This is a genomic window from Aeromonas sp. R6-1 (assembly GCF_040908165.1).
Classification (GTDB): domain Bacteria; phylum Pseudomonadota; class Gammaproteobacteria; order Enterobacterales; family Aeromonadaceae; genus Aeromonas; species Aeromonas caviae.
On sequence record NZ_JBFODF010000043.1, the window covers coordinates 21362 to 45824 of the forward strand.

Here is a 24463-nt window from a genome sequence, read left to right on the forward strand (position 1 = left end):
GCATTTGTGCAATCCCCTGGCGAGGGTGTGAGCGTTTGCTTATCCCTCGAGCCTTGCCAAGGACGGAACGCGGATCTGTCCGTGGATCCGGACGGGATCCCGACCTGATCTAGCGGATCAACATTTCTGGGCGCGAGCCATAAAAAAACCCGCCTCTCGGCGGGTTTTTCATTGTATCGGACTGCGGGTCGATTACTCGGCCTGGGCTGCCTGGATACCGGTCAGGGCGATGGTGTAGACGATGTCGTCCACCAGGGCGCCGCGAGAGAGGTCGTTGACCGGCTTGCGCATGCCTTGCAGCATGGGGCCGATGGAGACCAGCTCTGCGGAGCGCTGTACCGCCTTGTAGGTGGTGTTGCCGGTGTTCAGATCCGGGAACACGAAGACGGTGGCCTTGCCGGCAACCGGGGAGTTCGGTGCCTTGGACTTGGCGACGTTCTCCATGATGGCCGCATCGTACTGCAGCGGGCCGTCGATGATGAGGTCTGGACGCTTGGCCTTGGCCAGCTCGGTCGCTTCACGCACCTTCTCCACATCCGCGCCGGCGCCGGAGGTGCCGGTGGAGTAGGAGATCATGGCCACGCGCGGCTCGATGCCGAAGGCGGCAGCGGAGTCGGCGGACTGGATGGCGATCTCGGCCAGCTGCTCGGCGGTGGGATCCGGGTTGATGGCGCAGTCACCGTAGACCAGCACCTGATCCGGCAGCAGCATGAAGAAGATGGAGGAGATCAGGGAAGAGCCCGGGGCGGTCTTGATGATCTGCATCGGCGGACGGATGGTGTTGGCAGTGGTGTGCACGGCGCCGGATACCAGACCGTCAACTTCATTGCGCTCCAGCATCATGGTACCCAGTACCACGTTGTCTTCCAGCTGCTCGCGGGCAACCACTTCGGTCATGCCCTTGTTCTTGCGCAGCTCGACCAGACGAGCCACATAGCGCTCGCGCACGGCAACCGGATCGATGATCTCGACGCGGTCGGTCAGTACTACGCCCTGCTGTTCGGCAACACGACGGATCTCATCCGGGTTGCCCAGCAGCACCGGACGGGCGATACCGCGCTCGGCACAGATGGCGGCCGCCTTGATGGTGCGCGGCTCTTCCCCTTCCGGCAGCACGACGCGCTTGTTGGCCTGACGGGCCAGCTCGGTCAGCTGATAGCGGAAAGCCGGCGGGCTCAGGCGACGGGAGCGGGTGGACTTGGCGGAGAGAGACTCGATCCAGTGCTTGTCGATGTGACCAGCAACGTAGTCCTGCACCAGCTCGATACGCTCGCGGTCATCTTCCGGGATGTCGACGTTGAAGTTCTGCAGGCTGACAGCGGTCTGCCAGGTGTTGGTGCCGGTGATCATGATCGGCAGACCGGTGGCCATGGCCTGTTGGCACAGGGCCATCACCTGGGGTTCCGGATGGTAGTTGCCGGTCAGCAGCAGGGCACCCAGCTTGACGCCGTTCATGGCGGACAGGCAGGCGGAGACGATGACGTCGGAACGGTCGCCGGAGGTGACCAGCAGGCTGCCCGGACGGAAGTGCTCGATCATGTTGTGGATGGAGCGGGCGCAGAAGGTCACGGTCTGCAGGCGGCGGCTTTCCAGCTCACCCTTGTTGATGATCTTGGCGGCCAGGTGCTTGGCGAGATCCTTGGCGCGCGGTGCGATCAGCTGGGTGTTCCAGGGGATGCAGCCGAGGATGCGCAGCGGACTCTTGCCGAAGACCTGCAGCACTTCCAGGTTGTGGCCGGTATCGGCGCCGTGGTGGTGCGCTTCGAACATCTCGGTCAGGTCGGGACGGGTCACGCCGTGCTCGTCAACCGGGGCACCCACCTTGTTGATGACGCAGCCCACGATGCGCGGGTTGTTGACGCCACCGAAGTTGGAGCAGGCCAGCTCGATGCGCTCTTTGAGCTTCTGGCTGGAGTCGTTGCCCGGATGGGTCACGAACACCATGTCGGCATCCAGCGCCTTGGCGACGTCGTAGTTCAGCTTGTTGGCAAAGGGTTGCTTGTCGGTCGGAACCAGGCCCTCGATCACCACCACTTCGGCGCCGCTGGTCTTCACGTGCTCTTCGAAGCGGGCCACGATCTCTTCCAGCAGGATGTCGGTGTTGCTGGAGGTGATCATGTTCTCGGCGTAGGAGAGGGCGAACGGCTCGGGCGGGTTGATGTTGGCAGCGGCGCGGATCACGGCGGTGGAGCGCTCGGTACCGGTTTCACCCGGACGCGGCTGGGCGACCGGTTTGAAGAAGCTGACATTGACACCGTGACGTTCCATGGCGCGAACGACGCCAAGACTCACGGAGGTTACGCCGACACCAGTGCCGACCGGGATGAGCATAATAGTGCGTGCCACTTATTACCCCTTGTTCATTTTTTGGGATCAGGAAAAGGCCGCCCTGGGGCGGCCTTGCTCTACAGCTAATTTATGCGCCGACCAGTTCCAGCGCGTCGTGGGCGATGACCCACTCTTCGTTGGTCGGGATAACCAGGGCCTTGGTGGAACCAGCCTTGGTGATCTCGCCGCCCTTGCCGAAGCGAGCCTTCAGGTTGGCGTCGTGGTCGACGTCAAAGCCCAGCAGGCCCAGCTTGTTCAGGGTGATCTCACGGATCGGGGCGGAGTTCTCGCCGATGCCGCCGGTGAAGACCACGGCGTCCAGACGACCGTCCATGGCGGCGGCGTAGGCACCGATGTACTTGGCCAGACGGTAGCAGTACACGTCCATGGCGCGCTTGGCTTCTTCCTTGCTGTCGTAGTTGTCTTCAACGAAACGGCAGTCGGAGGTGACTTCGGTCAGACCCTGCAGGCCGGATTCCTTGGTCAGCATGGTGTTGATTTCGGCAACGCTCATGCCCAGCTTGTCGTGCAGGAAGAAGATGATGGCCGGATCGATGTCACCGGAACGGGTACCCATCACCAGGCCTTCCAGCGGGGTCAGGCCCATGGAGGTGTCGACGGACTGGCCATTCTTGATGGCGCAGACGGAGCCGCCGTTGCCCAGGTGGCAGTTGATGATGTTGAGCTCTTCCACCGGCTTGTTCAGCTGCTTGGCCGCTTCCAGGCTGATGTAGTAGTGGCTGGTGCCGTGGGCGCCGTAGCGACGGATGCCGTTCTCTTTGTAGAGCTTGTACGGCAGGGCGTACAGGAAGGCTTCTTCCGGCATGGTCTGGTGGAAGGCGGTGTCGAACACGGCGACGTTCTTCTCGGCCAGTTCCGGGAAGACCTTCAGGGCGGCACGGATACCGATCAGGTGAGCCGGGTTGTGCAGCGGTGCGTAAGGAATGGCGGCTTCGATGCCGGCAATGACGTCATCACAGATGCGAACGGAGGAGGTGAAACGCTCGCCGCCGTGTACCACGCGGTGGCCGATGGCGATCAGGTTCTTGGACAGTTCCGGGTTGAGCGGCAGGATCTTGTGAACGATGAAGTCCAGCGCTTCCTGGTGAGCGGCACCGGCACCCAGATCAGCGTTGCCTTTCTCGCCGTTCAGCTTCCACTTGATGCGGGCGTCGTCGAGGTTGAAGCATTCGGCCAGGCCGGACAGCAGGTCATCACCGGTGGTTGCGTCAATGACAGCAAACTTCAGGGACGAGCTGCCACAGTTAAGAACAAGAACCAGCTTACTCATGAATAAATCCTATCGCAGATTGGGTTGGGTTGGAGGATGCGCCGGACGCGGTGCGTCCAAAAACTATCAACTTATCCTTATGAGGGTTGGCAATCTGTTGCTTGCCCCTTGTATAGTGATACAAGACCCGAAATTCAGACGTCCCTGACTGGTCAGTGGCCGTGCCCCTGCGTAAAAATGGGCGTACAAAGGATAACCTGATTGTTGAAAAATAACAAAGTCATCCTCAACCTTTGTTATTGCCTCTCAAATATTGTCGAGGTTTTGCCGTTAATGCGTTCGAAAAGAGCTCGGAGGTAGCATGAGCATGAACATTTTTGGAACTAAATTACAGCAAGGCCGTCATTATATGACTCTTTGGCCGCGCCGTCCCGAGCTTAATTCCATGTTCCCGGAGAATCGGGTGATCAGGGCCACCGAGTTCGCCCTCAAGGTGATCCCGGCACTGGCGGTGCTCAGCGTCATGGTGCAGTTCCAGTTTGGCGAGCTTCATTACTGGCCCTCCGTGATGGCGTCCGTGCTCTTCCTGCTCAGCCTGCCGCTGCAAGGGTACTACTGGCTCGGCCAGCGCGCCGATACCCGGCTGCCCCCCTCCCTCGCCACCTGGTATCGGGAGATAAACGGCAAGATGAACGAGCAAGGGGGCCAGCGTCAGCTGGTGGCCCGTCCCCGCTACGAAGAGCTGGCCGATACCCTCAACGCCGCCTTCAAGCAGCTGGACAAATCCTTCCTCTACGAATGACTTTCCGGAGTCAGACTGACGACAAAGGCGCCCTCAGGCGCCTTTTTCACATTCTCAGGCGGCCAGCACCTTGCTGATCTCCTGGATGGAGAGCTTGTACTGACGGGGGCACTGACGCCAGACCGCCAGCATGCGCTGGTACTTGTCCCGCATGGCGATGTCGCTGGAGAGCTCGTCACAGGGGCAGGGCAGTTCGGGGAAGCGCTTGTCCACTTCCAGCAGGAAGCAGACGTAATCCGCCAGTTCCCGCTCCTGGCTGCGGCTGTAGCCGTTGAAGGCAAGGCGGCTCTCGTTGACATCGGCCCGAGCGCTGGCATCCAGGTTGCCCCAGGAGATGGCCAGTGCATGGTGCAGCTCCAGGGTGTCCAGCACCTCCTGGCAGGTGGCGAGATCCAGATGGCCGAAGCTCTTCTCCAGCTCGAGGATCTGCAGGCAGTAGCCGCGCTCGACGATGGTGCTGGCACGCTGGTAAAACGCCGCCTTTTCCGGATTGAGTTTGGCCAGGATCTCGTACTGGTTGCTCAGGATCAGGCGTTCGGTGTGGCTCATGTTCATGGGCTGTCTCGCTGGAAAATGAATCTGGGGTCACGTTAACCCATATCCAGGATGAATTTTTTGATCTGAGAGGGGAGGTTGGCGAGAAAAGGGGGGAAGAGGTGCTCTGGTGGGCCGCCAGAGAGTGGGACTGATGCCGTGGTGAAACGAGCAGGGCCCGCCATGGCGAGCCCTGCAACAATGCCGCTGGTGGCTTAGCCCTTGACGAGGTCGAGCACCACCTGATGGTGATCGCTGGTCTTGAACTTGTCGAAGCGATGGGCAACCTTGCCCTCTTCGTCGATGAGGAAACTCAGGCGATGGATGCCGTCATACTCCTTGCCCATGAACTTCTTCGGGCCCCAGACGCCAAAGGCATCGGCCACCGCGTGATCCTCATCGGCCAGCAGGCGGAAGTTGAGGTTGTCGCGCTCCTCGAACTTTTTCAGGCGCTTGGCGCTGTCCGGGCTGATGCCGAGCACCACCACATTGAGGGCAGCCAGCTCGCTATTGACGTCGCGCAGACCGCAGGCCTGGGTGGTGCAACCCGGGGTCATCGCCTTGGGGTAGAAATAGATCAGCACCTTCTTGCCGCGCAGGTCGGCGAGGCGAACCTGATTGCCGTCCTGATCGGAGAGGGAGAAATCGGGGGCCTGGGTACCAGCTTCTAGTGGTGACATGGGGTCTCCTCGGATAAACGCCGTCAGGCGTACTTGTGATTGACGATGAATTCGAACGATTCGGCGCCCAGTCCACGACAGAAATCGGCGAAGGCTGTCTTCGAGCCGGGCTCTTCTCCCTGCTTGGAGAGATTCAACTGAAAGTTCGCCTTGAGCAGGTTGAAGGGTTGCTGTTCCAGGGTGATGGTCTGCATGGCCTGGATGTCCCAGCCGTGATCGCTGAAGAACTGGGTGCACTGACTTACGATACCCGGCTGATCCCGGATCAGCACCTCTGCGCTGGCGCTGATGTCATATTGCAGGGAGTGGTGGCGCTCGGTGCGTTTCATCATGGTGATGAGATCCCACTCCTGGCTGCGCAGTGGGAGGCTGATTTCCAGTTGCATCAGGCTGTTCCAGTCACCGGACAGCAGCATGATGAAGGTGAATTCGTTGCCGAAGATGCCAAGACGGCTGTCGACAATGTTGCAACCGCAGCCACTGACGTGACGGGTCACCTCATTGACGATGCCAGGCCTGTCCGTGCCGATGGCCGTTACGACCAGGTAGTGAGTCATAAATCGTCTCTCGTCCATTATTGAGAATGCGTTGACCGCGGGTGCCGGCACCCTGCCGTGAGGCCTCTTGCGCGCGCGTGCATTCATACGTTTTGTGCCGAATGGTAACACGGCTTGTCCCGTGCCTCCCTTGTTTTTCAAAAGGGGCAGCTTTACCATTACGCCCCTGAAAATCGGGAGAATTATCCATGTTACGCGGTAGTATTGTTGCGCTCGTTACCCCCATGCTGCCTTCGGGCGACATCGATTGGGTCAGTCTGGCAGCGCTGGTGGAATATCATGTGGATGCCGGGACCAGCGCCATTGTCGCCGTGGGAACCACGGGAGAGTCGGTCACCCTGAGCGAGCAGGAACATATCGCCGTGGTTGAGAAGACGGTGGAATACGCCGCCGGACGCATTCCCGTCATCGCGGGCTGCGGCTCCAACAATACTGCTCACGCCATCGCCCTCTCCCGGCGTTTCGCCACCATGGGCGTGGTGGCGGGTCTCTCGGTGACCCCCTATTACAACAAACCCACCCAGGAAGGCCTCTATCGTCACTATTGTGCGATCGCCGAGGCTAGTGGTCTGCCTCAAATTCTCTATAATGTGCCCGGTCGCACCTGCTGTGACCTCAAACCCGAGACGGTGGCCCGTCTGGCCAAGGTGCCCGGCATCATAGGTTTGAAAGAAGCGACTGGCGATCTTGGCCGTACCCCGCTGCTGCGCGAACTGTGCGGGCCGGATTTTGCGCTCTATAGTGGCGATGACGCCAGCGGATGTGATTTTATGCTGCAAGGGGGCGATGGTGTCATTTCGGTCACCACCAATATTGCGGCGCCCCAGATGGCCGACATGTGTCGTGCTGCCCTGGCCGGTGATGCCGGGCAGGCTCATGACATCAACAATCGATTGATGCCGTTGCATCAGACTCTGTTCTGTGAACCGAGTCCCATCCCGGTGAAATGGGCCTGTGCCCGGCTGGGATTGATGGCGACGGCGACCTTGCGTCTGCCCCTGACCGATCTCACCCCCGAGGGGGAAGCGGCGATGGCGCGAGCACTGACGACTGCGGAGTTGATGGCGAGTGTTTAAAGCAAATGGAAAGGGAAATGCAGTGCGCCTGGTACTGAGTGTCGCGACGGTGGCCGTGCTGGCTGCCTGCAGCTCACCCCAGGAACGCAAAATGGCCAACCGTGGCTTCGAGTATGAAGAGAGCCGCCTCGAAGGCCGCGCCTTCCTTGTGCCCGCCGGGTTGAGTACCCCCGCCTTTAACAGCAATTTCGACATTCCGGCCCTGCCCGAGAGCAGCCGTGAGGGCGCCCTCGGGGCCAAGGTGGACGTGCGTCCGCCCGCCCAGTTGCTCACCGTGGTGCCCGGCAGCCAGGTGGTGGCCAATGCCAGCGAGCCGACCGTCGCCTTCTATGCCCTCAGCACCTCCCAGAGCGTGGAGCGCGATACCTGGGCCTTCCTGATGAACTTCCTGGCCGAACACAAGGTCACCACCGAGAAGCTGGACCAGCAGGACGGCGTCTTGCAGACCGGCTGGTTTGACAACTCCGCGGTGCTCGATGGCTGGGCGGAAGATGACGATGACTTCAAGATCCGTCAGCGTTACCAGTTCACCCTGCGCAACGATGTGCAGCGCCACGCCATCAAGATGTCGGTACGGGTGCTGGATCACGAAGAGACCATCGACGGCGAGACCAGCACTGTGCTGACGCCGGCGGACGCCCAGCGTTATGCCACCCGCGCCCTGAACCAGTTTTCCCTCTATTACGACAAGCAGCTCAAGGCCCGTGAACAGCACAAGTCCAGCGATGGCATGGGGCTGGAGCTGGGTCTGGACAACAACGAGCTGAGCGCCTGGATTGCCGAAGGGTCGTTTGACCAGGTGTGGCGCCGCCTCAATCAGGTGCTGCCTGCCTATGGTTTCACCATCAAGGACACCCAGCAGTCCCTGGGCTGGATCGACGTGGAGTACGATGAGCCGGACAGCGAGTTCTGGAAGGCCAAGGGAGCGGAGCCCTTCAAGATCGAGGAAGACAAGTATCGCTTCCAGCTCGGCGAGATGACGGGCGGCAAGACTTCCATCACCCTGTTCGACAAGGACAAGAAGCCTGTCGCATCCGGTGTCATCTCCCAGATGTACATCAGCCTGTCCGAGGCCTTTGCCAAGGGCTTGGCCGATCAGGGGGCGAAGTAAGCATGGAAACAGGGGCCTCGCGCCCCTGTTTTGTTATGTCCGGGTTGCCGCAGGGCCAGCGTGCCGAGCCGGTTGCCCCGGGCCTGAGTACCTGATGATGTGAATCCCCCACAGACAGGGGTCTGGTGCCCCTGCCTAACTAGTCCCACAACAGGAAGTGTTATTAGCCATGAGTCTTGCAGATCAAGTATTGGCGGTGAACGACGATTTGCCGATCCGTACCGATAAACCTGTCCATTCCGGCAAAGTGCGCAGCGTCTACTGGTTGACCCCGGCAGACAGTGCCCGGCTCATTCGGGAGAAAGGCTATGATGTGCCGGCCGATACGCCCCTGGCCCTCATGGTGATCAGTGATCGCATCTCGGCTTTCGACTGCATCTGGCAAGGGGTGGACGGTCTGAACGGCGTGCCGGGCAAGGGCGCGGCGCTCAATGCCATCTCCAGCCACTGGTTCAAGCTGTTCAAGGAGCAGGGGCTGGCGGACAGCCACATCCTGGACATCCCGCACCCCTTCGTCTGGATCGTGCAAAAAGCCCGTCCCGTGATGATCGAGGCCATTGCCCGCCAGTACATCACCGGCTCCATGTGGCGTGCCTACAAGGATGGTGAGCGGGAATTCTGCGGCATCACCCTGCCGGAAGGGCTCAAAAAGGATCAGAAGCTGCCCGAGATCCTCATCACCCCGTCCACCAAGGGGATCCTCAAGGGGCTGGATGGCGTGCCGGAAGCGGACGACGTCAACGTCTCCCGCGGCGACATCGAGCGCCACCATCAGGCCTTCGGCTTCCGCTCCCCGGCGGACATCGACCGCTACGAGGCGCTGCTCAAAGAGGGCTTCAACGTCATCAGCGAGGCGCTGGCTGCCCTGGATCAGGTCTTCGTCGACACCAAGTTCGAGTTCGGTTACGTGACCGATGCCGCCGGTCGCGAGAAGCTCATCTACATGGATGAAGTGGGCACCCCCGACAGCTCCCGCATCTGGGACGGCGCAGCCCTTCGCGGCGGCGAGATCATCGAGAAGTCCAAAGAGGGCTTCCGCCAGTGGCTGCTGAACCACTTCCCGGATCCGGACATCCTGCTCAACAAGAACCGCATGCCCGAGCGCTTCGCCCTAGCCCGGGACAACAAGCTGCCCACCGAGGTGATGATGGATATCTCCCGCACCTATGTGGGGATCGCCGAGAAGATCATCGGTCAGCCGCTGGTACGCAGTGCCAATCCGAAGCAGGAGATCATCGAGGTACTGCGGGAGCAGTACGGCCTGATCGACTGAGGCCGACCGCTTTTTTTGCCGCAGGCGAACAAACGTTTGCTGGTGGCAGGGGAGGCGCTTGCAACGCAGATGACAAAACGGGCCCCATGACGGGGCCCGTTTTCATTGGGTTGTCCGGAGCGCTCAGCCATTGACCCGGAAGATCTGGCCGGTCTGTACCCCCAGTACCGATTTCTTGTAGGCCTGGGCCACCCGGGCGGCGGGTACCGGCACGAAGCCCGGGAAGAAGTCGGCATACTTGCTCATGGACTCTTCCAGCACGGTGGGGCTGACCACGTTGATGCGAATGCCCCTTGGCAGCTCGCAGGCGGCACCTTTCACGAAGTGCTCGATAGCACCGTTGATGGTGGTGGCGCTCACCCCCCAGTGGATGGGCTCCTCGCTCAGAATGCCGCTGATGAGGGTGATGGAGCCACGGTCACTCAGGTGGGCAATGGCGGCCCGGGTCAGGTTGATCTGGCCCATCAGCTTGCTCTGAAGCCCCACCTGCCACTGCTCGTCCGTCATCTCGGTCAGGGCATTGAAGGCGACGCTGCCGCTGGCGACCACCAGGGCATCGAAGGACCCGACCTGCTCGAAGAGCGCCCGGATGGAGGCGGGGTCGCGCATGTCCACTCTGGCATCCCCCTGGCTGTGACCGACCCGGATCACCTGGTGATCCTGGGCAAGCAGTTCGCTGACGGCGGCGCCAATGGTGCCGGAGGCACCCACAATCACAATCTTCATATCTATCGCTCCTGGTTGAGATGAGTTGATGATAGCGGGATAAAAAGGGAGAAAAAGCGCTTATGATGAACCCATTGTTTCCACATTGGAGCTAATGATGGATATCACTCACCTGGCCAGTTTCTATGAAGTGGTGCAACGGGGCAGTTTCTCCGCCGCTGCCGATGCCCTGGGGGTGAGCAAGGGGATGCTGAGTCGCCATGTCAGCTCCCTGGAGTCCGCCCTCAATGCCCAGCTGCTCCAGCGCACGACCCGCAGACTCAGCCTGACCGAGGCGGGGCGGGTGCTTCACCAGCAGGCCGGTGAGATCTTCGCCCTGGCCCGGGAGGCGGAGGAGGGGATCCGCGCCCTGACCGAGGAGGACAGCGGCCGCCTGCGCTTCACCTGCCCGGTCAGTACGGGGGACCGCATGGTGAGCGAGCTGCTCGCCCGTTTTGCCGAACTCTGCCCCGGCGTCCAGGTCGAGCTCAACTTCACCAATGCCATGATCGACATGAGCCAGGGGGAGAATGACATCGCCCTGCGGGCCATGGAGCTGATCCCCGACAACCTGGTGGCCCTGCCGCTCGGCAGGCTCAAGGATGTGGTGGTGGCAAGCCCCGCCCTGCTGGCGCGGGAGGGGATCCCCGCCACTCCCTATGAACTGGGGGGTCGCTCCTGCCTGCTGCAGGGCCACAACCCGGACTGGGAGCAGTGGCACTTTCGCCAGGGGGAGGAGGAGGCGCACATCCTGGTGCAGGGGCGAGTGCGGGCCAACCACTACAGCACCCTGCTGCAACTGGCCCGGGCGGGCATGGGCTTTGCCAAGTGTCCACTGATGCTGGTGGAGGCCAGCCTGGCCCGAGGGGAGCTGGTGGCCGTGCTGACGGAGTGGCAGACCGGCCTGCACCCGATCCATGTGCTGCACGCCCAGCAGCGCCGGGTGCCGCGCAAGATCCGGCTGTTCAAGCAGGTGCTGGCCCAGTGGTTTGCCGAGCGGCCCCATTATCTGCTGGGGTGAGCCTGCATCCCGTTATTTTTCTGTCATCTGGGGCTGCTACCCTGCGCCCTTCATCGCGAAAGGAGAGTCAGGGAATGAAGCGTCATCAGGGTTGGGCAGGGGTTGCGCTGCTGTGCTGCGGCGGTGTGCAGGCCGAGGTCAGGGTCGAGGTGCCCCGGGATTTCCAGATCCTGGCGGTGAGCGCAGGCAAGGTGCAGGACGAGCAGCATGCCGTGCTGGCCGACGGAGAGCAGCAACTGCTGGTGCGCTACGAGGGGGTGATCCCGAGTCGCAACAGCAGCGACAACGATCGCCAGGTTCGCTCCGAGCCCCAGGTGCTTCGCTATGAGGCACGCGGGCAGTCGGTGCGCCTGCAGGCTCCCGTGCCTGCGGACGAGGCCGGGATGGAACGCTACGCCAGGGCCCCTGTCCTGGGCCTGGTGGCGGGGGGGCAGCCCCTCGAGGTGCGCCAGGATACGATGATGGTGCAGGGGATGCAGATCGGCATGGACTGGCATGCCAGGCTGATGGAGTACAACCGTGGCGAGGGGCCTGCCGTGCTCGCCGGTGCGGCGGATGTGGCTGCGGCCGCCGTAGCGACGCCCCGGGCCTCCTCCGTGCCGGCCAGCGCCCTGGAAGGGCAGTTGCAACAGCTTTTCCTGCAGGCGGACCCCGCGCTTCGCAAGCGCTTCATCGGTTGGGCCGTGCCGCGCCTTTAAGTTTGCTCCCCGTTGCAGTAACGTGGGCACATCTTTGATTCCCGATGTGCCCATGTTGATCAGCGAGGCCCCCATGTTTGAATTGCACCCCCGCCTTCAGGCGGATACCCGGATACTCGGGGATCTGCCCCTGTGCCGCGTCCTGCTGGCCAAAGACAGCCAGTATCCCTGGCTGATTCTGGTGCCCCGGGTCGCCAACCTGCGGGAGATCCATCATCTGGCCCCCGAGCAGCAACAGCAGTTGATGCAGGAGTCCTGCGCCGTCGCCACCCTGATGGAGCGGGCACTCGGCCCGGACAAGATCAACGTGGCGGCCCTCGGCAATCTGGTGCCTCAGCTGCACCTGCACCACGTGGCCCGCTTCAGCTCGGATGCGGCCTGGCCCGGTCCCATCTGGGGTGCCTGTCCCGCCATTCCCTATGAGGAGCAGGCCTTGCAAGGGGCGGCTGCCAGTTGGCAAACCCGTCTGGCTACCCTGGATGGATTTCAGCCATTTCTGACTGATAATCCAGTCAAGTGAGAGGTGGCTCGCGCTTTGGGCACCGGGATCACGCAATCTGTTAGCGTATCGCGCCGGTGCATGGTGACATGGGCGACACGAGTGACAGCCCCATTATTTCGATCAGCAGGAAGGTTCCATGATAGTGACAAGATCCGAGGATGATGCCGTATTGACCACAGAGGACGTACTGCTGAGCCTGTGCAATTCGGTGACGAGCGTATTGAGTGCGGCGACCCAGACCCAGGTGCGCTTCTCCGGCATGGTGCAGCGGATCAGCAAGACCTGCCTCAAGCCTGACATCGGCTGTTTCGTGCTGTTTGATGGCGGCTTCTCCGGGCTGGTGGTGATCAACTTCTCCGCCGCCGCGGCCATGGAGCTCTACCAGAGCTACATGCTGAGCATGGGGCTCTCCAAGGAGGATCTCGCCATCTCCCACACCTCGGACGAGGTGAGCAACGTCATGGGCGAGCTGATGAACCAGATTGTCGGCAGCTTCACTACCAAGGTGGGGCGCGAGCTGCAGACCCACATCACCCAGAACCAGCCCAAGATGCTGGCGCTCAACAAGCAGGTGATGCTGAGCGTCGACACCAACCTCGACAATCCCGAGACCCGCCGGGTGACCTTCTTCACCGCCAGCAACAACATCTTCTATCTGGAGCTGGCCATGGACAAGACGGAGTTTATCCGGATCCATGATGGCGGCGTGCAGGAGGAGGTGGATCCCGACGAGCTGATCGCTCAGGCCAAGCAGTCAGCCAAACCGGCACCGGCGGCCGCGCCGGCGAGCAACGAGCACGACGATCTGCTGGATTCCCTCGGCATCTGATGGTCGAGGGTTGTGCAAATGAAGAGGCCACCCCGGGGGTGGCCTTCTTGCTTGGGGCGGGTCAGAAGTTGTAAAGCAGCCCGGTACTGAAGCGAAGCGCCTCGGCATCGTAGAAGTCGATGTCGGAGTCGGCGCTGGAGTAGGCCGCGGTGAAGGTGGCGGCAAGGGGTTTGATGCCGAACAGGTTGTGCCAGAAGAAGGTGCCATTGAGGGCGAACTCGCTGGCATCGGCGCGCTGGCCGAACAGGGGATTCGCCTCGTCATACTTGCGCTTGCCGGCGTAGAGGTTGCTCACGATGGACCACTGGGAGGCGCGCTTGGCATAGGTCAGCTGCAGACCGGTGTTCTTGAAGCTCTCCGCGCTCCCGTCCAGGCGGGCCTCCTTGTAGAGGAAGGCGGGCTCCAGCAACTGGTCGCCGCCGAAGTGGTACTGGTAGGAGAGTGCCAGGTCGTGGACCTTGCCATTGCGGCTCAGCATGGAGGCGTAGTGGGTGCCGTGGGTCAGGTCATATTGCTGGCCGCTGCGCTCCTCGTCGAGCTCCACTTCCCGGCTGGTCAGGGTGGCGTAGACGTTGCTGCCCCAGATCCTGTCCCAGGCAAAGCGCACCCCTTTTGAGGTGAGATCGGTGGCGCTGCGATCCACGCCGGTGGCGAAGGGATCGCTCCACACTTCCACCGGCATGAGGTTGAACACCAGGGAGGTGGCGACGATACCCTTGTCACCCATCTCCTGGCGCAGACCGAGTTGCTGGGTAAAGTCGAAGCGCACCGCGTCCTGGATGAGGTTGCCGAGGAAGACCTGGGTGCGGGTATCGGCGAAGGTGTAGCGGATATCGGCATTGAGCAGCGGGCTCAGACCGCTTTCGCGGCCGGGGGAGCCCAGATCATCGATACGGCTGTTGCTGTCGTCACCGGCATAGAAGTTGGACTTGTGGCTGCCGGCATTGACCCCGCCCAGCAGAAAACCGGACCAGCCGGTCTGGCGGGGGATCTCCCCCAGATCGGCGTGGGCGGTGGTGGCGACCAGCAGGCCAAGGCTCAACAGAACATGATTTCGCATCGGGTATGCTCCTGACATAACGAATGAGAAGGGTGACAGTGCGCCCCGGTATTCCGGTGGAACCGGTGCTGACTGAGGCATGGCAGGCATGCTACCCCAGCCGGAGTGTGACGTTAATCAATAATTGAATACGCGACGGACAAGAGTTCATGGCGCCGTACTGGTATCCTGTTTGCGCAAGAAAAGGGGAGAAAACAACGAGATGAAGCAGATCAAATCCTGGGCGCAATATTACGTCGACCTGATGACCAAGCTGGGACTGGTGCGCTTCAGCATGTTCCTGGCCACCGCCATCATAGTGCTGGCCGTGTCGATCCAGATGGGGGTGACCCTGTTTTTGCGCGGCACCGTGGACATCGTCGACCTGGTGCGCTCTGTCTTCTTCGGCCTGCTGGTGACCCCCTGGGCCGTCTATTTTCTCTCCATCGTGGTGGATCAGCTGGAGGACTCCCGCCAGCGGCTGACCCGGATGGTGCGCAAGTTGCAAGACATGCGCGAGCGGGATCTCGAGCTCAACAGCCAGTTGCAGGAGAACATCAGCCGGCTCAACGCCCAGATCGCCGAGACCAACCGGGCCGAGACCCTGCGCCAGCAAGCCATCGAGGATCTCGAGAACGAAGTGTTCCAGCGGGAGAAGGCCCAGCTGCATCTGGGGGAGCGTACCGCCCTCTTGCGCTCCTTCATCGACTGCTCCCCCGATCTGGTCTATTACCGCAACGAGGACGAGCAGTTCTCCGGTTGCAACCGCGCCATGGAGGAGCTCACCGGCAAGGTGGAAGCGGAACTCATCGGCCTGACCCCGTTCGATGTCTACAAGCACGACATCGCCAGCAAGGTGGTGGAGACCGACAAGCAGGTCTTCGCCCAGAACGAGCCGCTCACCTATGAGCAGTGGCTGGAGTATCCCGATGGCCGCAAGGCCTACTTCGAGCTGCGCAAGGTGCCCTTCTTCGACCGCTTCGGCAAGCGGCTCGGCCTGCTCGGCTTTGGTCGCGACATCACCGAGCGCAAGCAGTACCAGGACAAGCTGGAGAAGGCGAGTCGGGACAAGACCACCTTCATCTCCACCATCAGCCACGAGCTGCGCACCCCGCTCAATGGCATCGTGGGCCTGAGCCGGATGCTGATGGATACGCCCCTCGATGCCAGACAGCAGCAGCAGCTCAAGACCATCCACCTGAGCGCGGTGACGCTCGGCAACATCTTCAACGACATCATCGATCTGGACAAGCTCGACCGTCGCCGGCTGGAGATTGCGCCGGCTCCGCTGGATTTGCCCGCCTTCCTCGACGAGCTGGAGACGCTGTCGCGCATCCAGGCGGAGCAGAAGGGGCTCTACCTGCACTTCGACCGGGACGGCGACATGCCCCAGTTCGTGATGGCGGACGGCACCCGGCTGCGTCAGGTGCTGTGGAACCTGGTGGGCAATGCGGTCAAGTTCACCGATGAAGGGGGCGTCACCATACGCTGTCTCGCCCACGCCGCTGATGAACCGGGCAAGCTGGCGCTGCACTTCGAGGTGGAAGACACCGGGGTGGGCATTCCCCGTGCCCAGCAGGAGAAGATCTTCGCCATGTACTATCAGGTGCAGGGCAAGAAGCACGCCACCGGTACCGGCATCGGTCTTGCGGTCTCCCGCCAGCTGGTGCAGGCCATGGGTGGTCAACTCTATGTGGACAGCGACCCGGGCGAAGGCGCCTGCTTCACCGCCGAGCTGGAGGTGGACTGCGTCGAGCCCAAGGCCGCGGCCCCGGAGCCCGAGATGCCCTCCCTCGACATCCTGCTGGTGGAGGATGTGGAGCTCAACGTGACCGTGGCCTGCGCTCTGCTGAACAAGCTCGGCCATCAGGTCAAGGTGGCGCGGGATGGTGCAGAGGCGCTGGCCATGGCCAACCCGGATGATTTCGACTTGATCCTGCTCGACATCCAGCTGCCGGACATGACGGGGTTCGATGTGGCGGAGCAACTGCTCGCGCGCTACGGCGACAGCCTGCCCCCCATGGTGGCGCTCACCGCCAACGCCACCGGCGATCGCCAGTACTACCGGGATCACGGCATGCAGGATGTGATCAACAAGCCGCTGGGCTCCAAGGCGGTGCGGGAGGTGATAGGCCACCTGTTTGCGGATCTCGCCGGGGACGAGGCGGACGAGCAGGACGATGTCCACCATCAGGATGCCCTGCTGGATCTGCCCTTCCTCACCGATTACGCCAGCACGGTCGGCAAGCCGGTGCTGCTCTCCAGCGTCGAGCTGTTCGAGAAGATGATGCCGGACTACATGGCGGTGCTCGACTCCAACATGATTGCCAGGGATCAGGCCGGTGTGGTGGAGGAGGCCCACAAGATCAAGGGGGCGGCGGGCTCCATCGGCCTGCGCCGGTTGCAGCAGACGGCCCAGCTTATCCAGAGCCCGGATCACCCCGCCTGGTGGGAGAACGTGGAAGACTGGATTGAAACCCTGCGCCGGGAATACCCGGGTGACATCGCCCGCCTGCGGCGCTGGCTGCTCTCGTAGACACGACGCCTCAGGCAAGGAGCCACGACATGTATGACCGTTTGATCCCCCCCGAGCGCATTCACCCCTGGGGAGACGAAGACCTGCTGGAGGCGACGGAGCAGGACCGCACCCGCATCGTGCAGGCGGCGCCGGTGCGTCGGTTGCAGCAGAAGACCCAGGTCTTCCCGCTCGATGTGAAAGCCTCGGTGCGCAGCCGTCTCACCCATTCGCTGGAGGTGCAGGAGACCGGTCGCCAGATCAGTCGCCGTATCCTGGCGGCGCTGCCGGCCGGAGTGGTGTGCGAGGGGGCCTTCATCAATTTGGTGGAGATGTCCTGCCTGTTGCACGATGTCGGCAACCCGCCGTTTGGCCATTTCGGCGAGCAGGTGATGAGTCAGTGGCTTGCCCAGGAGCTGGACGGCCTCTTCTCCCGTGCCCACGACCAGTTGCCGAGCCCCCAGTGGGCAACCCTTCGCCAGGATCTGCTGGTGTTTGACGGCAATGCCCAGAGCCTGCGACTGGTGCACAGCCTCCATGAGCTGAACCTCACTCTGGGACAACTGGCGGCGCTGTGCAAATACCCGCAGCAGCCCCTGCCGGGATTGCACCATCCCCAGGGCTATGGTCAGCACCACGGCTGGACCAGCAAGCGCGGCATCTTCTTCAGCGAACAACCCCTCTATCGTGCCCTCGGCCAGAGCCTGGGGCTGGCCGAGGGGTGCCGTCATCCGCTGGTCTACATCATGGAGGCGGCGGACGACATCTCCTACTGCATCGCCGATCTCGAGGATGCAGTGGACAGGCGCATCCTCACCCAGAGCGAGCTGCTGGCAGCCCTGCGCGAGGCGGACGAGGGCGGTTACATGGCCGACCTGCTCGATGAGGCGCTTGCCTCCGGTCGGGGGTTCTTCCCCCATTTTCGCCAGCATCTGACCCGGGATCTGGTGGCGCTGGCCGCCCATACCTATGTGGCCGAGCACGATCAGATCCTGAGCGGGGCCTATCCCCAGGCGCTGCTGCACGGTCAGGCTCCGGCAGCCCGGGTACTCGATACCCTCAAGCGGGTGGCTCGCGAGCTGGTGTTCATGCGCCCGGAGGTGGAGGCGCTGGAGCTGGAAGGCTATGCCGCCCTGCGCGGAGTGCTCTCCACCTACGCCTGCCTGCTGGCCCTGCCCTCCAGCCAGTTCGAGCGGCTGCTCGCAGGCAACGGCGGGAGCGAGCTCTTCTTTGCCCGACGGCTGTTCCACCGCCTCTCTGCCCGCCACCTCAAGGCGTATCGACTGGCGGTGGCGAGCCGGGATCCCCGTTTCGAAAAGGAGAGCGAGCAGGAGTGGTACTACCGGGTGCGGCTGCTGCTCGACTATGTGAGCGGCATGACGGATACCTATGCGCTGGAGGAGTTCCGGCTGTTGTCAGGGATTTGACTGAACCTCTTTTTGGCCGCATTCCACCCATATGGGTGGGAGAGATATTGCGTAAAATTCGGTGTTTTTTTACACTGCGGCAACTTGTTCAACTTTCACACGGTAAGGAGACGACCATGCAACATTCCAAGTTCAACGTTGCGTTCGATCGCTGCTCTGGCAGCGCGAAGACTCGTGCTCTTTATTTGCCGCGTGGAGGGGACAGGTAACACCTGCTTTTTTCATCACCCGCGGTTGTCCCGCAGGGTGATCACCTCTCTCCGGGGGAACCGCACGTTCAACTGGAGAATATTATGTCTATCGAACTCGCCCTGCTGCGCCACGTAGAGACCCTGGTTCAAAAAAGGATCACCCGGCTGGAGCGTCGCGTCAGCTACCTGCACCTTTCGCCAGCCCTGCTCAAAGACATCGGGCTGGAAGGGCAAAATGTGCAGATCGCCCACATCCGTGAGCGGGAGTTTCAAACCGGTTTCCGGCTCGGGAACCGAATAACCTGATGGGAGGGGGCATGGCCCCCGACCTAGTGGATGGCAGGCCTGGGCCTGCCATTTTTCTTTCCTGATGAGCATTGTCTCAATTTAGTTGTCGCACATTGCGCCAAACACTCTATGATCCCCCTCCGTTTCGTATGGGAGTTGATAATGTTCCGCCGCTGCTGTCGTCTCATCCTGCTATGTGGTCTGGCTTTCTGGAGCCTGATGGTTGCGGCTGCGCCGGCGCAACTGGACCAGAGCAACTTCACCCTGGACGAACTGCACTGGCTTGCCACCCATGATGAACTGGTCGTCGGCATGCCTTCGGCGGCCTGGCCACCCTATGTCTATACCGATGGGCGCGGCAACTTCACCGGCCCCCTGGATGAGTTCGCCTCCCAGATTGCAGCCAGGCTGGGGGTGAGCCTTCGCTACCGTGCCTATGCCAACAATGCGGCGGTCCAGCAGGCCTTGCTGGATGGCAAGGTCGACATGTTGATCGGGGTGGCTCCGAGCCCGACCCGCACCCTGCAGATGCAATTTACCTCCGAGCTGATGGCACTGCCCCGGGCCGTGCTGTTGACGGGGGGACGGGAGAGCCTCTCCCTGGAGGAGGCCTATGGGGTGCGCTGGGTCTGCGTCTTCGGTGTCAGCGCCTGCGATGAGCTGCTGCGCCTGGGGATCTCGAACCTGATCACGGCCGACAGCCGGGACGAGGCGATCTTCATGCTCAAGGAGGGCAAGGCGGATGCCTATCTGGCCGAGCTGCCCATGCTGAACAGGCTGCAAGCCATGGCGGGCATGACGCTGACCACGGTGGACTGGATGAGAGACACCTCGCTCTCCATGGCGGTCGCGCCAGGCCAGGAGCCCCTGCTGGGACTGCTGAACCGGGCCCTCGACGACATCTCTGTGCTGGAGCGGCGCCGCATCCTGGAGGAGGGCGGCATCGTCGACTACGCCCTGGTGAAAAGGAGCAGGGAGATCGTCTTCAATCCGCGGGAGCAGGCGTGGTTGCAAGCACATCCGGTCATCCGCTACGGGGTTGCTCCGGATTGGCCCGGGATGAGCGAGGTGGACGACAGGGGGCGGCTCAAGGGGCTCATTGCCGATCTGCTGACACTGATGAGCCAGCGTGCCGGGCTCCAGTTCACCCTGGTGCCGACCCGGAGCTGGGCCCAGAGCATGGCGCTCTTCCAGGATCGCAAGCTGGATCTCATCCCGGCCATGACTCCCACCGCGGAGCGTCAGCAGTTTGCCCGGTTTACCCCCAACTACGCGTCGATCAACCGGGTGGTCGTGGCGAGGCAGGGGATGGCCGAGCTCACCGCCGCCAGGGCACTGAAAGGGCACAGGGTGGGCATGGTGGGGGGCTCGGTGGAGCAGGTCTTGCTGAACGAGGTGGGGGCCATCGCCGTGCCGGTGGCCAGCGATGCCGAATTGCTGCCCCTGCTGGACCAGCAGAAGGTCGACTATGTGCTGATGAGCACCACCACCCTGGAGCAGTCGCTGCAAAAGGGATTCAGCGACCGCTACCAGGTGGTCTTCTCCGGCAGCGACCTGCGGGTACCCATCGCCATGGCGACCCAGTTGCAGGACCCCATGCTGCAGCAGATCCTCACCAAGGTGTTGATCGCCATTCCCCCCGACGAGCTCTCCGCCCTGGAGAAAAAGTGGCTCTCCCTGACCATACAGACGGGACTGGATCCGAAGACGGTGCTGCTCTGGTCCTCCCTCGGTGGCGGCATCTTCCTGCTCTGCCTCTTGCTGTTCATGGGCTGGAACCGGACGTTGCGCCGCCAGATCAGCCAGCGGCGGGAGGCCGAGCGGCGGCTCGAGGAGCAGCTGGTGTTTGTCCAGATGATGCTGGATGCCCTGCCCAACCAGGTGGTGCTGACCAACGAGCGCTATGAAGTGGCAATGACGAACCGGGCGTATCGGCAGATGTTCCTCGGCGGGGAGAACCTGACGGGCTCCTATGAGCGGTTGCTCCAGGATCGATTGCCCGAGTCGATCCGTGCCAGGGTGATGGAGGAGGATGCCAGCGTCTGGGAGAGCGGAGAGGAGCTTCATGGACGGGGCGAGATCCGGTTTGATGACGATCGCCTGCACCAGATGATCTACACCAAGCGGCTCTTTGCGGGGCCCGATGACAAGCGGCTCGGGATCCTGACCGTGCTGACCGACGTGACCGAGCTGGAGCAGGCGCGGTTTGCGGCCCAGGAGGCGCAGACCCGGCTGACCCAGATCACCGACAGCATGCCGGGTCTGGTCTATCAGTATCACTGGCTTGGGCCGGGCAAGGGGCACTTCCTCTACACCTCGCAAGGGGTCAGGGAGATGGTGGGGGTGGAAGAGGACCTGGTCGGCATGGCGGTCACCGGTGCCTCCATCCTGGGGCTGACAGGCAAGGCGCACCAGGACTTCGTGGCCACGGTGGATCGTCATGCCCTGAGCATGCAGCCGCTGGATCTCGAGGTGGAGATCCGGCGCCAGGGGGAGGCGGGCTATTTGCAGATCCGTGGTCACTTCGTTCACCAGGAGGGGCTTGAAGGGGTCATATTGAACGGCGTGGTGCAGGACATCACCAAGCTCAAGCGCCAGGAGCTGGAGCTGCGCCAGGCCAGGCGGGTGGCGGAGGAGGCGACCCAGGCGCGCAGCCGCTTCCTCGCCACCATGAGTCATGAGCTTCGCACTCCCATCTCCGGCATGCACGGCATGCTGGAGCTGCTGCAAATGAGCGCGCTGGACGACGATCAGCGCTACATGTTGCGCAATATCTCGACCTCCACCAACCATCTGCTCTATCTGGTGAACGACATCCTGGACTTCTCCAAGATGGAAGCCGGGCAGTTGCAACTGCATCCCCATCACTGCCGCCTGACCTCGGTGATTTGCGATGTCATCCGGGGACATGCGGCCCTGGCCTATGGCAAGGGACTCATTGTGACGCTGCGGTGGGGGAAGACGGTGCCGGATCTGGCCTGCATCGACGGGATCAGGGTGGGGCAGGTGATCTCCAATCTGTTGAACAACGCGGTGAAGTTCACCGAGGCGGGGGCGATCGCCATCCAGGTGGATTATGAAGACGACCGGATGGCCTTCCGGGTCCGGGATACCGGGATAGGCATCGCCCTGGAGCAGCAGCGCACCCTCTTCATCCCGTTCAAGCAGGTGGAGTCCGACACCAACCGCCGGTTTGGCGGCACCGGGCTCGGGCTTGCCATCTGTCATCAACTCACCCAGAAAATGGGGGGGAGCCTGACCCTGGAAAGTACCCCCGGAATGGGCACCTGCGTGACCTTCACGCTGCCCCTGGCCGAGTGCCAGTGGGAAGCGCCGCCCCTGACCGGTCAGGTATGGTGGTGGTTTGGGGAGGATGAGGGGCTGGAATCGGTGATGGCCAGGCTGGGCGCCAGACTGGTTCGCATGGAGGCACACCATTGGCAGCAGCCCCTCGAGGGGCATCTGCTGGCGCAGGAGAATCACCTGGAACAGGCCCTTGGCAGTGACTGGCTGGCCTGTTTGCAGCGTTCGAACCTCAAGGGCATAGTACTCTCTCCCCATGAGGCCCTGCGGGGGCGAATGGGGGGCAACGCCTGGTGGCGACTGGGACAATCGCCCCTCTACCCCGATCTGTTGCTGGAAACCTGCCAGTCACTGTTCAACCAGCAGGCGAGCCAGTCGATGGGGATGGAGGGGGAGAAGCTCAGGGGGCGGGTGCTGGTGGCCGATGATCACCCCGTCAACCGGGCATTGCTGACGAGGCAGCTCGCTATCCTGGGGCTCGAATCCGAGGTGGTGGAAGATGGCGAGGAGGCGCTGCGCGCCTGGCAGGGACAGGACTTCGCCCTGCTGCTGACCGACTGCCACATGCCGGTGATGGATGGCTATGCCCTCACTCGAGCCTTGCGGGATGCCGGGGACAGTGCTCCCATTATCGGGGTGACGGCCGATACCTCTGAGGAGGCGAGCCAGCAGATGCGTGATGCCGGCATGAACGACATGCTGTTCAAGCCCTACAGCCTGGATGCCCTGAGCCAGACCCTGGGGCGCTGGCTGCCGACTCAGGAAGAACAGCTCGCCTCGGAGGCGCCCCGGCAAGCCAGGGTTCAGCTGCCAGGCATAAGCTGGTTGACCCTGTTCGGGGATGAGGCGGTGGCACGCAGCATGGCCAGCGAATACCTGGAAGCCAACGAGCAGGATGGCGAGGACATGAGGCTGGCGCTGGCCAGCCAGGATACCCAGGCGCTGGTGGAGACGGCACATCGCATCAAGGGAGCCGCGCGCATGGTAGGACAGCAGGCATTGGCAGAGGAGGCGGCCCGGCTGGAGGCGGCGGCCAGATTGAAACAACTGGACAAGCTCGATGACCTGGCCAGGGCGGTACAGGCATTGATGGACTCTATCAGAGGTGAAACGGGGTTATGGCTCGATGAATAGCGCACGGCATGAGTTGGCGATCATGGTGGTGGAGGATCACAACTTCCAGCGCAAGGCCCTGATGCACCAGATCCGCGGGCTGGGCTACGGCAACCTGCTGGAGGCGCAGGACGGGGAGGAGGCGCTGGCACAGTGCCAGCACCACAGGGTCGACATCCTGTTCTGCGATCTGCGCATGCCGGGCATGGATGGCATGGCGCTGCTGCGCCGCCTCTCCCTTGGCGGGTTCCGCGGCGGCATCGTGCTGTGCAGCGCCCTGGAGGATGACGTGGTCGATGCCGTGCTGCGCATGAGCCGGGCCTATGGCCTGCAGGTGCTGGGGCGCATCGAGAAACCCGCGTCTCCCCAGCAGATCGCGCAGCTCATCGGTGCCTGGCGGCCCCAGCAGGTGCGCAGCCAGGAAGAGGATGGTTATCACCTGACCCTGGATGAGCTGCGCCGGGCGCTGGATCAGGACCAGTTGCTGCCCTGGTATCAACCCAAGGTGGGTTTTCACAACGGGGAGTGGCTCGGCATGGAGGCGCTTGCCCGCTGGCAGCACCCCGAATATGGCCTTATCTCGCCGGCCCGTTTCATCCCGCTGGCGGAGCACAACGGGCTCATCGACCCGCTCACCGAGGTGATCATCGGCAAGGCGCTGCGGGACGGCCACCTGTGGGAGAAGACCGGGCTCTCCTTGAACCTGTCGATGAACCTCTCCACCACCTCCCTCATCGAGGGGGATCTGTGCAACACCCTGCTCAGCCACTGCCAGCGCTGGAGCATCAACCCCGAGCTCATCACCCTCGAAGTGACCGAGAGCGCCTTCGTCAAGGATCTCGGCAAGTCGCTGGAGGTGCTGACCCGCTTGCGGATGCACGGTTTTGGTCTCTCCATCGATGATTTCGGGACCGGCTACTCCTCCATGCAGCAGCTCGCCCTGCTCCCCTTTACCGAGTTGAAACTGGACAGATCCTTCGTGGATCGCTGCTATGAAGATCCCTCTCGCCTAGCCATCATCGAGTCCAGCATCGAGCTGGCTCGCAAGTTGGGCTTGAAATCGGTGGCCGAGGGGGTCGAAGATGAGGCGACCTGGCAATTGCTGGCGAAGCTGGGGTGCGATCAATGCCAGGGCTTCTTCTCCGCCCGTCCCATGCCCCGTGAGGAGCTGCTGGGATGGCATCAGGGTTGGCAGGCTCGTTTGCCCGCGCTCATCAGACGCTAATCCCGGGCAGGATGC

20 protein-coding genes are annotated in these 24463 nt (G+C 62.4%); 13 read left to right on the top strand and 7 right to left on the bottom strand.

All coding sequences use genetic code 11. The features are described from left to right. Positions 1 to 192: 192 nt before the first annotated feature. Together pta and AB5Y68_RS13400 are read right to left on the bottom strand one after the other, a co-directional pair. Complete coding sequence (gene pta, locus AB5Y68_RS13395; protein ID WP_041214580.1) at positions 193 to 2346, bottom strand: phosphate acetyltransferase; 2154 nt, start codon at positions 2344 to 2346, stop codon at positions 193 to 195. 70 nt (positions 2347 to 2416) lie between these two features. Then, the gene (locus tag AB5Y68_RS13400) at positions 2417 to 3619 is read right to left on the bottom strand and encodes an acetate kinase (RefSeq protein ID WP_010673162.1); all 1203 of its coding nucleotides are present in this window, start codon (positions 3617 to 3619) and stop codon (positions 2417 to 2419) included. Positions 3620 to 3920: 301 nt separating this feature from the next. Between AB5Y68_RS13400 and yfbV the strand changes: the two genes are divergently transcribed. Next, on the top strand, positions 3921 to 4361 hold the full coding sequence (yfbV, locus tag AB5Y68_RS13405; protein ID WP_039040944.1) for a terminus macrodomain insulation protein YfbV: 441 nt from the start codon (positions 3921 to 3923) through the stop codon (positions 4359 to 4361). A 54-nt stretch (positions 4362 to 4415) separates the two neighbouring features. On the opposite strand, the gene AB5Y68_RS13410 is transcribed toward yfbV, so the two are convergent. From AB5Y68_RS13410 to AB5Y68_RS13420, 3 genes are all read right to left on the bottom strand, one after another. Continuing rightward, on the bottom strand, positions 4416 to 4916 hold the full coding sequence (locus AB5Y68_RS13410) for a YfbU family protein (RefSeq protein WP_039040945.1): 501 nt from the start codon (positions 4914 to 4916) through the stop codon (positions 4416 to 4418). 194 nt (positions 4917 to 5110) lie between these two features. After that, a complete protein-coding gene (bcp, locus tag AB5Y68_RS13415) occupies positions 5111 to 5575 on the bottom strand; it encodes a thioredoxin-dependent thiol peroxidase (RefSeq protein ID WP_010673165.1) in 465 nt (154 codons plus the stop codon). A 23-nt stretch (positions 5576 to 5598) separates the two neighbouring features. Continuing rightward, complete coding sequence (locus AB5Y68_RS13420) at positions 5599 to 6132, bottom strand: glycine cleavage system protein R (protein ID WP_010673166.1); 534 nt, start codon at positions 6130 to 6132, stop codon at positions 5599 to 5601. A 188-nt stretch (positions 6133 to 6320) separates the two neighbouring features. On the opposite strand from AB5Y68_RS13420, the gene dapA reads away from it, so the two are divergent. The 3 genes from dapA to AB5Y68_RS13435 all read left to right on the top strand — a co-directional run bounded on the left by dapA (position 6321) and on the right by AB5Y68_RS13435 (position 9592). Further along, a complete protein-coding gene (gene dapA, locus AB5Y68_RS13425; RefSeq protein ID WP_029313831.1) occupies positions 6321 to 7208 on the top strand; it encodes a 4-hydroxy-tetrahydrodipicolinate synthase in 888 nt (295 codons plus the stop codon). Then, positions 7201 to 8319, top strand: coding sequence for an outer membrane protein assembly factor BamC (gene bamC / locus AB5Y68_RS13430; protein ID WP_080770080.1), 1119 nt, complete (start codon positions 7201 to 7203; stop codon positions 8317 to 8319). The genes dapA and bamC overlap by 8 nt, the downstream gene beginning before the upstream one ends. 169 nt (positions 8320 to 8488) lie before the next feature. Next, positions 8489 to 9592: a phosphoribosylaminoimidazolesuccinocarboxamide synthase gene (locus AB5Y68_RS13435; protein ID WP_039040947.1), complete on the top strand. Its 1104-nt coding sequence runs from the start codon at positions 8489 to 8491 to the stop codon at positions 9590 to 9592. A 123-nt stretch (positions 9593 to 9715) separates the two neighbouring features. Here AB5Y68_RS13435 and AB5Y68_RS13440 read toward each other — a convergent pair whose 3' ends face one another. Next, positions 9716 to 10318 (bottom strand): short chain dehydrogenase, encoded by a 603-nt coding sequence (locus AB5Y68_RS13440; protein WP_039040948.1) that lies wholly within the window; start codon positions 10316 to 10318, stop codon positions 9716 to 9718. 97 nt (positions 10319 to 10415) lie between these two features. Between AB5Y68_RS13440 and AB5Y68_RS13445 the strand changes: the two genes are divergently transcribed. From AB5Y68_RS13445 to AB5Y68_RS13460, 4 genes are all read left to right on the top strand, one after another. Continuing rightward, on the top strand, positions 10416 to 11318 hold the full coding sequence (locus AB5Y68_RS13445) for a LysR family transcriptional regulator (RefSeq protein WP_039040949.1): 903 nt from the start codon (positions 10416 to 10418) through the stop codon (positions 11316 to 11318). A 74-nt stretch (positions 11319 to 11392) separates the two neighbouring features. Beyond that, positions 11393 to 12016 carry a DUF2057 domain-containing protein gene (locus tag AB5Y68_RS13450; RefSeq protein WP_039040950.1) on the top strand — a complete coding sequence of 208 codons (624 nt, stop codon included), beginning with the start codon at positions 11393 to 11395 and terminating at the stop codon, positions 12014 to 12016. Between the two features lie 73 nt (positions 12017 to 12089). Next, on the top strand, positions 12090 to 12536 hold the full coding sequence (locus tag AB5Y68_RS13455) for an HIT domain-containing protein (protein ID WP_039040966.1): 447 nt from the start codon (positions 12090 to 12092) through the stop codon (positions 12534 to 12536). 118 nt (positions 12537 to 12654) lie between these two features. Beyond that, positions 12655 to 13347, top strand: coding sequence for a DUF3334 family protein (locus AB5Y68_RS13460; RefSeq protein WP_029313837.1), 693 nt, complete (start codon positions 12655 to 12657; stop codon positions 13345 to 13347). Between the two features lie 61 nt (positions 13348 to 13408). Here the strand turns inward: AB5Y68_RS13460 and AB5Y68_RS13465 are convergent, their stop codons facing one another. Then, the gene (locus tag AB5Y68_RS13465) at positions 13409 to 14407 is read right to left on the bottom strand and encodes a DUF2860 family protein (protein ID WP_039040951.1); all 999 of its coding nucleotides are present in this window, start codon (positions 14405 to 14407) and stop codon (positions 13409 to 13411) included. A 202-nt stretch (positions 14408 to 14609) separates the two neighbouring features. Between AB5Y68_RS13465 and arcB the strand changes: the two genes are divergently transcribed. The 5 genes from arcB (at position 14610) to AB5Y68_RS13490 (ending at position 24448) form a co-directional block, all read left to right on the top strand. Next, on the top strand, positions 14610 to 16922 hold the full coding sequence (arcB, locus tag AB5Y68_RS13470; RefSeq protein WP_039040952.1) for an aerobic respiration two-component sensor histidine kinase ArcB: 2313 nt from the start codon (positions 14610 to 14612) through the stop codon (positions 16920 to 16922). A 29-nt stretch (positions 16923 to 16951) separates the two neighbouring features. Beyond that, on the top strand, positions 16952 to 18328 hold the full coding sequence (dgt, locus tag AB5Y68_RS13475) for a dGTPase (protein ID WP_039040953.1): 1377 nt from the start codon (positions 16952 to 16954) through the stop codon (positions 18326 to 18328). Between the two features lie 293 nt (positions 18329 to 18621). After that, positions 18622 to 18825 carry a hypothetical protein gene (locus tag AB5Y68_RS13480; RefSeq protein ID WP_080768051.1) on the top strand — a complete coding sequence of 68 codons (204 nt, stop codon included), beginning with the start codon at positions 18622 to 18624 and terminating at the stop codon, positions 18823 to 18825. A 144-nt stretch (positions 18826 to 18969) separates the two neighbouring features. After that, the gene (locus AB5Y68_RS13485; protein WP_039040955.1) at positions 18970 to 23244 is read left to right on the top strand and encodes a transporter substrate-binding domain-containing protein; all 4275 of its coding nucleotides are present in this window, start codon (positions 18970 to 18972) and stop codon (positions 23242 to 23244) included. After that, entirely contained in the window at positions 23237 to 24448 is a 1212-nt protein-coding gene (locus AB5Y68_RS13490) for an EAL domain-containing protein (RefSeq protein WP_029313841.1), read from the top strand. Before AB5Y68_RS13485 ends, AB5Y68_RS13490 begins: the two co-directional genes overlap by 8 nt. Positions 24449 to 24463: the final 15 nt, after the last annotated feature.